Annotated in this window: 9 protein-coding genes; all 9 read right to left on the bottom strand. The window is 46.8% G+C overall.

The window, feature by feature from the left end:
• Window positions 1-3: 3 nt before the first annotated feature.
• The 9 genes from BLS69_RS21735 to BLS69_RS21695 all read right to left on the bottom strand — a co-directional run bounded on the left by BLS69_RS21735 (window position 4) and on the right by BLS69_RS21695 (window position 12,980).
• A complete protein-coding gene (locus BLS69_RS21735; RefSeq protein ID WP_235193717.1) occupies window positions 4-864 on the bottom strand; it encodes an ABC transporter permease in 861 nt (286 codons plus the stop codon).
• Window positions 865-1,412: 548 nt separating this feature from the next.
• Window positions 1,413-2,960 (bottom strand): response regulator, encoded by a 1,548-nt coding sequence (locus BLS69_RS21730; RefSeq protein ID WP_091036133.1) that lies wholly within the window; start codon window positions 2,958-2,960, stop codon window positions 1,413-1,415.
• Between the two features lie 269 nt (window positions 2,961-3,229).
• Complete coding sequence (locus BLS69_RS21725; protein ID WP_091036130.1) at window positions 3,230-4,144, bottom strand: class I SAM-dependent methyltransferase; 915 nt, start codon at window positions 4,142-4,144, stop codon at window positions 3,230-3,232.
• Between the two features lie 210 nt (window positions 4,145-4,354).
• Window positions 4,355-5,578, bottom strand: a complete 1,224-nt coding sequence (locus BLS69_RS21720) for an MFS transporter (RefSeq protein ID WP_091036556.1) — start codon at window positions 5,576-5,578, stop codon at window positions 4,355-4,357.
• A gap of 193 nt (window positions 5,579-5,771) precedes the next feature.
• Window positions 5,772-7,835, bottom strand: coding sequence for a molybdopterin-containing oxidoreductase family protein (locus BLS69_RS21715; RefSeq protein ID WP_091036127.1), 2,064 nt, complete (start codon window positions 7,833-7,835; stop codon window positions 5,772-5,774).
• A 439-nt stretch (window positions 7,836-8,274) separates the two neighbouring features.
• Window positions 8,275-9,126 carry a formate/nitrite transporter family protein gene (locus BLS69_RS21710; RefSeq protein ID WP_091036125.1) on the bottom strand — a complete coding sequence of 284 codons (852 nt, stop codon included), beginning with the start codon at window positions 9,124-9,126 and terminating at the stop codon, window positions 8,275-8,277.
• 376 nt (window positions 9,127-9,502) lie between these two features.
• Complete coding sequence (locus tag BLS69_RS21705) at window positions 9,503-10,864, bottom strand: FAD-dependent oxidoreductase (protein WP_091036122.1); 1,362 nt, start codon at window positions 10,862-10,864, stop codon at window positions 9,503-9,505.
• A 512-nt stretch (window positions 10,865-11,376) separates the two neighbouring features.
• Window positions 11,377-11,856: a glutathione peroxidase gene (locus BLS69_RS21700; RefSeq protein ID WP_047840764.1), complete on the bottom strand. Its 480-nt coding sequence runs from the start codon at window positions 11,854-11,856 to the stop codon at window positions 11,377-11,379.
• Window positions 11,857-12,095: 239 nt separating this feature from the next.
• The gene (locus BLS69_RS21695) at window positions 12,096-12,980 is read right to left on the bottom strand and encodes an ABC transporter ATP-binding protein (RefSeq protein WP_091036119.1); all 885 of its coding nucleotides are present in this window, start codon (window positions 12,978-12,980) and stop codon (window positions 12,096-12,098) included.
• Between the last annotated feature and the right edge of the window lie 251 nt (window positions 12,981-13,231).

Genomic DNA, 13,231 nt, shown 5'->3' with positions numbered 1-13,231 from the left:
CGATTACCATAGACTGGTTGAGTTAAGCTTTCTGCTGATCGCGTTCGCGATAATGAGCAGCGCGAAATTAATGACGCCGTTAAATAGTCCGATGGCGGTTGAATACGTATAGTTCCCCTCCAAAATACCGGATCGATAAACAAAGGTGGATATGACATCCGATGTCTCATAGGTCGGTGCCGTTTGCATCAGCAATATTTTCTGAAAATCCGCGTTCATGACCGCCCCCATACGCAGAATTAACATGATCACAATCGTTGGCATAATGCCCGGCAGTGTAATATGTAATAGCTGTCTCCAGCGGCCTGCACCATCAATTTTGGAAGCCTCATACAACTGTGGATCAATCCCACTAAGTGCTGCCAAAAAGATAATCGAGGCCCAGCCTGCTCCCTGCCATATGTTGGACAGGATGTACATCGGACGGAACATATCTTTTTCCGCCAAAAACATAATCGGCTGCAGATCGAAAAAGTCACGAATGACGTTAAATAACCCACCGTCCAGAGATGAGAACGTTTTCAACATTCCCACCACGACGACAACCGAAATAAAATGCGGCATATAACTGATGGTCTGTACTGCACCTCTGAACCACTTTTTCCGGACTTCATTCAGCAACAGTGCTAGTAGAATCGGAGCCGGGAAACCAAACACAATACTGTAAAAACTCAAAATCAGTGTGTTCTTAATCAGTCGCCAGAAATAATAACTTTCAAAAAACATGGTGAAGTTGTCAAATCCGACCCATTCGCCTGCCAAGATTCCTTTGATCGGGTTGTAGGATTCCTGAAATGCCATCAGTAGCCCGTACATTGGCCCATAGCTGAAAATCAGATAGTAGGCTACCACAGGAACGAGCATCAGATAGACGTATCTGTTGCGGACAAGTTCCTTTTTCACCGAACTCCATTTGCCAGCTGGCTTCAAACGCCCAGGTTCAATCCCCCGGCTTCGATTCAGCTCCATCCACTCAACCTCCACTCTCGATGTTTATTCACTAACATGACACTTCTAATGATAGAAGCGAGCGACTTTTCTTCCCATGCTCATTTCCGATAAATGGATGTTCAAAACCGAGTTCCGTCCGACAAAAAAAGACCCTGCTGCCGATGAATGGCGTACAGGGCCCGATCACAGATTAGATGTAGAGGTTGCTATCTATATAAATCGAGCTAAAGAATATTTACACTTGCCACTCCGATGACAGAACAACCCTCTGATCGCTGTTATCCCCAGATTTTTATGATTCCCTTTTCTAAAGGGAAAATCCGGGGATAGCATATGCTTACGATGTAGCTTTCTTTTAGAAAGCTTTTAGGCGAACGCTCCGCTTCTTCGTGTTATTTCTGTCTTCTCCGTTTTCGTGTAAATGTTTAGTTCAATGCTGTAGAAGCGACAGCAACGCTGGCCTAGGGTACTTTTTTATACTCGGAAGGGGAGAATCCCGTGTATTTCTTGAACATTTTGCTGAAATACGGCCAGTTGGCACCAAACCCTGTCTGCTCGGCAAGCGAGGATACAGTGCAGTTCCCGTCCTGCTCCAGAAGCTCCAACGCTTTACGGATGCGGTAGCTTAACACATAGTTCGTAAATTTCTCACCGGTTTCTTTTTTGAACATTTTGCCGATGTAGTCTGGATTCATGTATATTTCCCCGGCGATGGACTGGAGTGTCAGTGTCTCGTCCCTGTAGCGCTTCTCTACCAACTGTTTCACACTACCTACCATCTGCGATTGTCTGGAGCGATGTTGTTCATAGCGACGCAGGGTGATTTCCTTGGCGACAGCAAGCAGAAACTGTTGAAAAGAATGCAGAGTGCTGGATTCAATCATGCCCGGCAACTGGTCCATATAGCTTTTCATCTCGGCAGAGCCGCTGAGTCGAATCATCTCCATAAACATCTGAATAAGATAGGACTTTGTTTGGGATATATCGTATCGCAAGCTGGCAAGCATCTGAAACATCCGGTTCAGCTCTGATCCGACTTCCTGCCAGTGCCCCGCCTTGATTGCAGTAACCATCCGCTCCGGATCGTATTCGAATTCAGGAAGGGTGCGCTCCCCGGGAGAGTAGACATCCCGCTCCATAATGAGACTGCCCTCACCGAGGTAAAAGCGGTAATTGAGATAGACCAGCGTCTGCATGTACAAATGGCGTGCCTGCGATAGATCTCCTGGCTCGCTCAGCGCAATCGTGAGATCGTCATGATAATATCGGGTAAATGTGGCGCGAATCTCATCGATATTATGGAACAACTGCGTTTCAGACAACTTGTCCTCCATAATTAGTAGCATATGCCTTCCAACCGTGGCACTTAAGATGGGATTGTGAAAAATATCCTCGGCAATGTTCTTGACCGCGAACAAGTGCAAATACTCATGATCCCCCTCGATCTCTACCAGCAGCAACCGCACACGTTGATCCTGAAACTGTACATCGAATAATTCCTCGAAATACTTCCATTCCTTGACCCCGTATGTTCTGTTCGTGACCAGCTCTTTCAGAAAATATTCCTTGGCATGCGGCAGTACACGCTCCAGATTATATTGGATCGTCTGTACAAAACGCTCCTGATCGGTCAACTCCCGCTTCTCACTGACCAATTCACTGATAGCCTGTACGAGATGCTCTTCACTGCAGGGCTTAAGCAAGTAGTGCTTCACCCCATACTGCATGGCGGTCTTCGCATATTCGAACTCCGTAAAACCCGTGAGCATGATAAACGAGATATGCTGATACTTCTCTGCCACAGCTTCAACCAGCTGTAACCCATCCATTCCCGGCATACGGATGTCCGAGATGATGATATCCGGGCGTTGCCGCTCAATTGAAGCAAGCGCTTCCAATCCATCTTGAGCAATGCCTATCAGTTCTGTTCCTAATCGGGACCAGTTCACCACACTGGAAATCCCGTCCGAGATCATAAATTCATCATCAACCAGCAAAACCTTGTACATCGTATGCATCCTCCTGCCTTTAACCAGATCCATTCTATTATATGGGCATTATGCACAAATAGAGGAGAGAACGTTGAATGACATGGAATTGCACCCTAACAAGTCTGATTTCTAAACATTTGTATCACGTGTGATTTTATTGGCTACAGAATCATGGTTTGTGCTGGTCCTTTGATCAAACCAAACAACCTTCACCCTGCCACAGGGTGAAGGTTTGCCGCTGCTATGCAAATGCGGGCTATTAGGTGACCATACATGCCCGGATTGATTTATTTTTTTACTGCGTGAATGAAATGTATCGTTTCAAATGCCCTTAGATAATCGATTCGATTCTGGAAAAACTGTTCCTGAATCGCCTCCGGAGTCAGATGCTCATAGATAAGCAACCCCGCTTCATCAAGCAAAGCCTCCATCTCCGCATATGCGTACCCGGATTGCATCGGCTCACCACCCATTGCAGCCAATTTAACCATATTTTCAACCCGATTAAACATTCCTTTTTCCTCAAAAAGATGCTCATCTGCATAATCCAGAACTATAGAGCTTCCGGTTGGCAGGTTCGCAAACACATGACGAATCACGTTAAACAGATCATTTTTGGGCAAATAATACGAAACACCCAGGAGACTAGCCAACGTCTTCCGTTTCTTCAAACCTTCAAGAGTCAAGCTGTCATTCGAAAGCTCACGCGTAAAATCCATGGGTACAAAGTGGAGATTGTCCGGAATAGTTAGCTCGACCTGATTCAGCCGCTCCTTCTTGAATTGCTGTGTAGCCGGATAATCTACTTCAATGATATCCAGCGTGTCCTCCAATTCCGGATGCCTCATAGCAAACGTATCCATCCCGGCGCCAAGAATGACTACCTGCTTCAATCCCAACGCGACTTCATGCAAAAGTACATGCTCACAGTAAGCGGCCCGAGCCAGAGTTATCGGAGATAACTGTACCTGGGTAATCCATTTTAGAACCTTTTCCGGGTCGTCCTTGAGCTGGTGAGCCATATCCGGGTTGAAAAAATGAATGCCTCTAACCATGTTATTGCTGATATCTGAAAACTCTTGAGGAGTGATAAGCGCACTGGCTATAAAATCATTGAAAATAAGAGGTGTATCATATTGGCAATGATAGGCTCGGCCAAAAGCCGAAATCAAAGATGTAATACTGGATTCATTTTGCTTCATACCTATTCCTCCCGTACAAACAAAAATAAGATTCCCCCTGGCCAGGAGAACCTTAGTATATACGAAGAGATTTAATATGTAAATTATAGCACAAAAAGCTTTTTTTGTCAATACAAATCAACGGGATGATCTGACAGGTTAAAGTAGCATTCTTTTCTCCTCCACTAAAACCTGTCCTCTCCCTTCATCATACGATTCAGCCAACAAAGGCTAGGCGTCCATCCCATACTCCTTCACTTCACGATTACGGTTCAACACCGCATGCAGCACAAAACCAAGTACCGCAATAGCTGCTGTGCCTGTTGCCAGCCACGCTACCGGAATAAGTCCCTGTTTGTCATACATGACCCCCATCGCATAGGGCCCGATAACCCGGCCAACCGCGCCGATTCCACCCGATATCCCGATGTAAAAAGGTGCTGCCCTGCCGGCATGCTCGGAGATAAATGCAGGTGTTGCAGGGGAGATCAACATCTCCCCAAACGTGGCAAGTACCATTGCAAGCACCATGCCTGGATAGCTGTACATGGTAATCATGACAATGTAGGCCATGCCATAGAATACCGCACTCGCCGTCATCTGGGCAGTGGAGGTACGGGCCATGGTCCGTTTCACCCAGCTGGTAAAAGGTTGGCCCACAAAGATCAGCACCCCGTTCAGGGTCCAGAGCAGACCGTACATTCTTTTTTCCATACCCTCAGAAATGATATATGGGGACACACCTGTGTTCCAGATGGAATTGCCGAATAACAGGAACAGCACGCCCAAGCTCATAAACAGATATAATCGGGTATTGCCCAGCAGAGCCCAGACGCCCGGCCCATCGGAAACGGTTTTGCGTTTGGTCAGATGCACTTCCCCCTGATCCGGTTCGACTCGCGACAGATAATACCAGAAGAATATCGCAAATCCGGCTGAGGTCACTCCGTTCAGTACAAAGCTGAGGTGATAGGAAAAGTCAGCCAGGAAACCACTCAGCGCCGTACCAATCGCCACCCCGATATTGTTCGCCACATAGATAATATTGAATAATTCACCGCGTCGCTCCGCAAACCTGAAGCCAATAAAGGCCTGAATCGCTGGCAGCGACAATGAACTGAACAGACCAATCCAACCCATCGCACATATAAATACGACCCAGTACGCGCTAATCCACGGCAGCGCAAACAAACCTAACGCATTAAGCGCCAGTGAGCCAATGATCAGCTTCTTCACGCCCACCCGGTGATACAACGAACCTCCGAGCAACTGTCCGAAGATGCCACCCAGGGACTGAATGAGGATTACAAAACCCGCGTTGGCCATCGTTCGTCCAAGCTCATCAAACACATACATGGTGGTCAGCGGCCACATCAAGGCACTGCCTGTTGCGTTAACCAGACTTGCTAATAAAAATATTCTCACTTCTTTTGGATAGTTATCCAGCCATCTCATCATCGTTAATTCATTCTCCTTAGTACCTCTGCACAAACAAATAACCATAAAAAATAGACCTTTGCCCTGACGGCATAACCATAACCAGCCAGAGCGAAGGTTTTATGAAGTGTCACATGTATTGCTCTTTAGATCCTGCTCAAGTTTTATCCTTTGTTCATCTTACCTCAAAAAAATCATGCTGCAAGCACACTCATTGACGCTTCACTTCGACAGTGGCCGAGAAGAAGGTCGCCCCGTTACCCATGTCAGACAATCTGTTGGACGTGAGCGAATTGGCTCGCTGCTTCTTGCCATCACCATCCCACCATAAACCTTGGCTGATGACGGTTCCCGGCAGCATAGCTTCACTCACCTTGGCGGTAAGTTCGATGCGCCCACGATCATTCCATACGACCACTGCATCTCCATCCTCCACGTTTCTGCGGGCAGCGTCCTCGGGGTGCATTTGCAATAGAGGCATCTTTTCCAAACGTTGATGTTTGGCTGAATTACCAAAGGTGGAGTTCAGGAAATTATGGTTTGGCGGCGATAGGAACATCAATGGATACGTATCGGCAGGTCCAGCCGGATTCTCCCCATCATATCCTTCAACCAGAGCGCTATAGGTAGGGAGCGGCGGAAGACCTCGCTGTTCCATCGTCTCCGAATATAATTCAATTTTGCCTGAAGGTGTGGGTAGCTGATCCAGAAACGCAGCATGTGGCGACATATCCAGTTTCACGAATCGGTGTTCCTTCAGTCCCTCCAACGTGACTCCATTCATGTAGGGGTTGCCTGTGCCCTGAAGTGCGTCCACAATCATCTGTTCCGGTGTTTCTCCGAAGATTGCAGGATCGTACCCCATAGCCTGCCCAAGCAGTGAGAACAGTTCCACATTGCTCTTGCTCTCCCCAATCGGTGCAATCACCGGCTCTTGCAGATGAACGTACTGATGCCAATAAGAGGTGTACAGGTCCGTCGCTTCAAATGAAGATGTGGCTGGCAAGACGATATCTGCATATTTGGCCGTATCCGTCATGAACAGATCATGTACAACCGTGAACAGATCCTCCCGTGCAAAACCTCGCTCCACCCGCTCGGTATCCGGTGCCACCACCAGTGGATTGCTGCAGTAAACCATCATAGCCCGGATTGGCTGCTCTGCTTCCAGCAACGCTTCACCAATCCGGTTCATGTTCACCACTCGCGGCTCCGAATTCTGCCGCAGTTCCGGACGTTCGAGCGCGTCGCTATTCGTGCTCGCGTAGCTGTTGGTGCGAACAGCACCGCCACCTTGCTTCAGCCATTGCCCTGTGATGGCAGGCAGACATGCAACGCTACGCACGTTCATTCCCCCATTATCATGGTGCTGGAGGCCATTGCCGATGTGAATATGGGCTGCCTGTGCGTTGCCGTATAGTTCGGCCAGCTTCACAATGGTTTCCTCCGGCACGCCCGTAACGCGTGCAACACGTTCAGGGGTGTAACTGCGGACATGATCACGTAGTGCCTCATGACCTATCGTATACTTTTGCATAAACGCTTCATCCGTTAGTCCCCGTTCGAACAGCACATGCATCAAACCCAGCGCCAGTGCGCTATCCGTGCCCGGATACAAAGGAATAAACCAGTCGCCCCACTGTGCGGTACGATTGCGATGAACGTCGATTACGACGATCTTGGCGCCTTTCTTACGGGCTTTCTCCGCTAAAACGACCTGATGCATATTCGTACTGACGATATTACCGCCCCATACCAGGATGAGATCCGCATGCTCCGTATCTTCCGGCACCGTACCCCGGTTGGCGCCCATCGTATATTTCCAGCCGGTATTTCCAGCGGAGTTACAGATCGTCTGCTCCAGTACACTCGCACCAAGCGCATTGAAGAAACGCCGATCCATGCCGTCTACGCCGAGAATACCCATGTTACCGTAAAAGCTGTAGGGCAGGATGCTCTCCGGGCCGTAGGTTTCGGACAATGCAGTGAATTTGGTCGTAATCTCGCGAATCGCTTCATCCCAACTGATTCGTTCGAACTTGCCCTCACCTTTGGCTCCTACACGTTTCATCGGATATTGTAGACGCTCGGGGTGATACACCCGCTCAGTCATATTCCTAACTTTATTACAGATGGCACCCTTGGTTATCGGATGATCCGGATTGCCTGCCACCTTCACAATTTTACCGTTCTCTTTATGTAATAACAGACCACAAGTGTCCGGACAGTCGAGCGGGCACACCGCCGCAAATATACCATTCTCCTGATCGATCATCGTAAGGCTCCCCTCTTTAAAAGCTATCCCTATATCATATCTTCTTCGAGGTTAGCGCGTAAAGAGAACAGTATGTTTTTGCTTCATATTCGCCGCTATAGCGGCTTTAAATTATTTTCAAAAAAATGTTTTTGAGTTTGATTCAACTTCAGAATTCAGGGGTAAATTAAAAATAAGGCATTAGGCTAGTGTTTCCCCACTTCCTCCTCATGCCATATCATGGACCACTCCCGAAATTCGCCATGAACAGGTTTCGTTCCCCCGAACCTTGTCATGGCGAATTTATTTTGGTTAAAATCCACAAGGATCTCTTACCAAAAAACGATCCCTACCTGCTCCATCACAGCATATTCGCCATGAACCGAGCAAGACCAGAATCGTCTTTACTTCTACATGAATGTTCCATTTCGCGTGTATACATACGTGTATATATGCCCCGCTACGCCTGCTTGCTCCACATCGCTCTGACTTCCGTCTCCACAGCTTCGATCGACGTTGCTACCTCCGGTTTCACTTTCGGCTCAGCTTGGCGCAGGTACACCACCCAATAGGCTGCAGCTACAAACAGAGCACCTCCAGTCAGATTCCCGAGCCATACCGGAATGAAATTCATCACATATTGGCCCCACGAATAATGTCCTTCGAAGATTGCCGCCGGGATGAGAAACATATTGGCCACAACGTGCTGGAATCCAATCGCCACAAATGCCATCGTTGGAAACCAAATGCCCAGTACCTTGCCACTCATCGTATCGGATGCATAAGATAACCACACGGCCAACGCCACGAGCCAGTTACAGCCGATGCCAGAGATGAAAGCTTGCAGGAAGCCGTCATGCAGCTTATGCCCAGCCATATCCACCACTTTCGCCAGATATACACCCTCTCCGGTCAGACCAAGCACATGTCCAAACGCGTATGCGACAAACAAAGCTCCAACAAAGTTACCCATCGTTACTAAGGTTAGATTTTTCAACATATTACCTACGGATAACTTTCGAGCAATCGTCGCGAGTGGAACTGCCATCATATTTCCCGTTAGCAACTCGCCACCACCGATGAGTACCAAGATTAGTCCCACCGGGAACACTGCTGCACCAATCAGATTAACCAGACTTCCCCACTCAGCAGGAGCAGATGCAATTACCCGAATATCCAGTAGAAAACCCAGCGCAATAAAAGCCCCTGCCAGAAAACTAAGCACCAGTACAGAAGACACCGGATATTGAGCCTTCTTCATACCTGTTTGCGCCGTATATTGTGCAACCTCAAGAGGTGTTTTTGCTGCCATATCATTCATCCTCTCCTTCATTGTTCATCGTTTGGGAAAACGACCTGAATTTCATTGTTTATGTGTTGAATGCCATATCTCAATTGTATATTGGTACAACGTGAAACTTTGTGTAAATTATCACAATGTTATTCAAAAATATGCTTTAAGAGCGTCTTTAAATAGTTAAGTCAGCAAAAGTATAGTAAAGCCTTTTATAGCTAAAAAACCAAAAAAAAGACTGACGATATACTCGCCAGTCTTCTTTTTCCTTTATAATCGTCCGCCTTGTTTCGTAATCCTGGCAGTTAGTGTACACCTCATATTTACGGACAAGCATGACTTATCTTTGTATGGCGTTTATCATGCTCGCTGTTCAACCATCTATTCTGCTTGCTTACACCATTGCTGGTTCTTTTACTTCTACCGGTGGCAGTGCTTGCAGACCAGCCGTGTTCAGGAAGTTCCATGGTTTGTTGTAATGTGGCTGGAAGAAAAAGTCGATGAAGGCCAGCTCATCTACGGTCATGTTGTTTTGGATGCAGACCGAGATCGTATTAATCGATTGGGTCAGATCAACCTGAGACATCACCTGTGCTCCAACGATCCGACGAGTAGCCTGCTCATATACCACTTTAAGCAACAGTTTCTCAGCGGTTGGCATGAACTCCGGACGGTAGCTGTCTTCCAGTAAGACAGCTTCCACAATCAAACCTTCGTCAGCAGCAGACATTTCCGTCATTCCTGTACCTGCGATATTTTGCTCATAAATTTTGATACCGGATGTTCCTTGTGTACCCATGTATGGTGTCGTAGGACGAACCAGGTTGCGGGCTACAAGTGTACCCATCCGTACGGCGTTGGTTGCCAGCGGAATGTAAGATGCTTTGCCTGTTGGGTTGTAATGAATAGCACAGCTGTCACCCGCAGCGAAGATGTCTTTTTGACTGGTTTGCATATATTTATCCACGATGATTGCGCCGTTTGGCAGCATATCCACTTGGCCTTTGAGCAGCTCTGTATTTGGACGGAAACCAATGCACAGAATAACCAGATCGGTTTCAAACTCTCCTTTGGACGTGATCACTTTAGTCACTTTGCCATTTTCACCAGTAAACTTCTGTACCGTTTGACCAAGAGCCAGCTTGATGCCGCGTCCAGTCAACGTATCTTCGATCGCATCCGTGAACTCAGGGTCCAGGTATTTGTTCAAAATCCGGTCCACACTGTCGATCAGGGTAACTTCTTTACCGTTCATTTGAAAAGCTTCCACCAGTTCAACGCCGATATATCCCGCACCTACAACGGTAACACGTTTGGCATCTTTGGCTTTTTCAATAATGGTGTTGGAATGATTGTAGTTTTTGCAAAGTAAAATGTTATCCATCTCGATGCCTTCAAGCTGCGGAACGACAGGCCATGAACCCGTTGTCACGATCAGTTTATCAAACGTATCTTCAAATTCTTCCCCGGTTTGCAGGTTTTTAGCCCGAAGGGTATGACCCTTGGCATCAACTGCTGTAACTTCATGAAGCATCTTTGTCTCAACACCAAGCTCTGCCAGTTGATTAGGCGAAGAATAGAACAAACCGTCAGGGTCTTTCACAACCCCACCTACGTAGAGCGCAATGCCACAAGATAGGAAGGAGATATTGTCATTGCGCTCATACACGGTGATGGTAGCATCCGGGTACAATTTGGCGGTATTTACGATGGCTGCGGTCCCTGCGTGTGTACATCCGATAACTGCGATTTTCATTAAAAGTTCCTCCTCGAAATATATAAATGAGTTTGAATATAACGTTATTTCGGTTGTGAAATATTTCACTTCTTATTCGAAACTGTGTATGTGATTTATTTCACTTTATACACTCATTATAATGTGATCTTTTTCACATTGCAATAGGTTGTGCAAATAAATTTTGTCGAAAGAGGTTATTTCCCTGTATTTAAGCCTTTCTTCCCTTCATTGTATTGATTTCATTGTCCCCGGATATGGGTCGGTTTATGCTATGTAATGGCTTCCGTGATCCCTGTATGAACTCAGTATGGACGTATAAAGTTAGAGTTCTCTCCCACATTCATCTTTTACTTGTACAACATAAATGCATTCCATTTCCGCTACAGTGTTAATTTTTAAATTGGTAAACGCTCACAAATTGCTCCTGAAGCCAACCCCTACCTGTGAAGAGAATGTAGCCACTCTATATAAAATAATCAAAGAAGCCTATCCTTGCACATGCAAGGACAGGCTTCTCAAACGTTCATGTATTAACCGAGCAATTTCTCGATATCTGCAATCATTGTCTCCGGAGATTCTTTTGGTTCAACACGACCTACCACTTCACCTTCACGGTTAACAAGGAACTTGGTGAAGTTCCATTGGATGTCGCTTGTTTCACCTACGCCAGGTTGTTGCTCCTTCAGGTATTGGAACAGGGGATGAGTGTCCTCACCATTCACATCTACCTTGGCAAACACCGGGAAATTCACACCATAGTTAATCTGGCAAAATGATTCCGCTTCCTCACTTGTACCTGGCTCCTGCCCTCCAAACTGGTTACAAGGGAAACCCAGTACAACCAAGCCTTGATCGCGATAACGATCATAGAGCTTCTGCAATTCACCGTATTGCGGGGTCAGCCCACACTTGCTGGCTGTATTAGCAATGACCAATACCTTACCTTGATACAGATCCAGTGAGACTTCTTGGTTCGCGGTGGTTACCGCCTGATATGAATATACGGACATGACTGATTCCTCCCATGACATATGTTGGTTTGGGCTGTTGCGAGCACGTTGGTATAACCAATGAACCCACAGCCTGTCCTATTATTATAGACCTGATCCGATGCGATTACCAAATCCCGGGTCTGCCCATATCCCATTGCTCCCATGAGTTGCAAATTCCCCTGAATGCAAAAGAGCCGTGTGCGATAGCGCACAGCGGCTTCATTCTATAATGTAAGGACCACATATGGCCCATTTCGTTAACTTCCTGTCGCTTGAACACGTGGTTCTGTCCGTCCTCCAGCATGAACCATCGCACTGTTCATGACCATTTGTTCCGGCGGCTTCGCTTGTTGGCGTTCACCTGCAAGCGCGTAAGGCAAGCAGAGTGGTACACCCGAACGCGGATCAATCACGATATCTGCTTCAATGTTGAATACTTCACGAAGCACATCCGAGTTCATAACTTCCACAGGTGAACCATGAGCAATGGCTTTACCTTTTTTGATACCAATCATGTGATGTGCATAACGGGAAGCATGATTCAAGTCATGTACAACCATAACAATGGTACGGTTAGCTGTGGCATTCAGCTGCTCCAGCAGTTGCAGTACTTCAAGCTGGTGAGCCATATCCAGGAACGTTGTAGGCTCGTCCAGGAAAAGGATATCTGTCTCTTGAGCAAGGGCCATGGCAATCCAGGCACGTTGACGCTGTCCACCGGACAGTTGATCAATCGGACGATCGTGGAATTCTGTCATGCCTGTCACTTCGATAGCCCATTCAATCATGCGTTTGTCTTCCGCACGCATGGAGCCAAATCCTTTTTGATAAGGAAAGCGACCATACGATACCAGTTCAGTAACGGTAAGACCTTCAGGGGCTGTTGGATTCTGTGGCAAAATCGCAAGTTGCTTGGCAACTTCACGCGTGGACTGTTTATGAATGGACTTCCCGTCGAGCAATACATTACCTGCTTTTGGAGCCATAATACGTGCCATCGTTTTCAGGATGGTTGACTTCCCTGAACCATTGGCTCCAACAAGTGCTGTGATCTTTCCTTGGGGAATCTGAATATTCAGATCCTCTACAATTAGTCTTTCCTCATAAGCGATATCCAGCTTGGTCGTCTCCAGACGAAACATGCGATCATCCCTCTCTCATTTATCCCGGTTATGTAATCCGGCTATGACAACAAAAACGAAATTGTAATTCTGTGATTTCCGACGCAAATATCTTCTACACTAAAGATACTGATAATCATTATCATTTGTCAACATAAAAAACCAAATTTTCTTCTCTTTTCGTGCTTTATTTGGTCTTTCTGTAGCAGAAATCCCCCTCTTTTCTCAAGTAAACATGAGACCTTTTCTCATTCATTCCGCGCACTTTATCA

This window comes from Paenibacillus sp. CF095 (assembly GCF_900101225.1).
GTDB lineage: Bacteria > Bacillota > Bacilli > Paenibacillales > Paenibacillaceae > Paenibacillus.
The sequence above is the reverse complement of the archived record's forward strand: the minus strand, read 5'-3'. Positions and strand labels throughout refer to the sequence as shown.

Excerpts from the sequence above, each read along its gene's own strand:
- BLS69_RS21735 (WP_235193717.1), bottom strand. The coding sequence starts at position 864 with ATGCTCGTTCCTGTGGTAGCCTACTATCTGATTTTCAGCTATGGGCCA.
- BLS69_RS21730 (WP_091036133.1), bottom strand. The coding sequence starts at position 2,960 with ATGTACAAGGTTTTGCTGGTTGATGATGAATTTATGATCTCGGACGGG.
- BLS69_RS21725 (WP_091036130.1), bottom strand. The coding sequence starts at position 4,144 with ATGAAGCAAAATGAATCCAGTATTACATCTTTGATTTCGGCTTTTGGC.
- BLS69_RS21720 (WP_091036556.1), bottom strand. The coding sequence starts at position 5,578 with ATGAGATGGCTGGATAACTATCCAAAAGAAGTGAGAATATTTTTATTA.
- BLS69_RS21715 (WP_091036127.1), bottom strand. The coding sequence starts at position 7,835 with ATGATCGATCAGGAGAATGGTATATTTGCGGCGGTGTGCCCGCTCGAC.
- BLS69_RS21710 (WP_091036125.1), bottom strand. The coding sequence starts at position 9,126 with ATGGCAGCAAAAACACCTCTTGAGGTTGCACAATATACGGCGCAAACA.
- BLS69_RS21705 (WP_091036122.1), bottom strand. The coding sequence starts at position 10,864 with ATGAAAATCGCAGTTATCGGATGTACACACGCAGGGACCGCAGCCATC.
- BLS69_RS21700 (WP_047840764.1), bottom strand. The coding sequence starts at position 11,856 with ATGTCCGTATATTCATATCAGGCGGTAACCACCGCGAACCAAGAAGTC.
- BLS69_RS21695 (WP_091036119.1), bottom strand. The coding sequence starts at position 12,980 with ATGTTTCGTCTGGAGACGACCAAGCTGGATATCGCTTATGAGGAAAGA.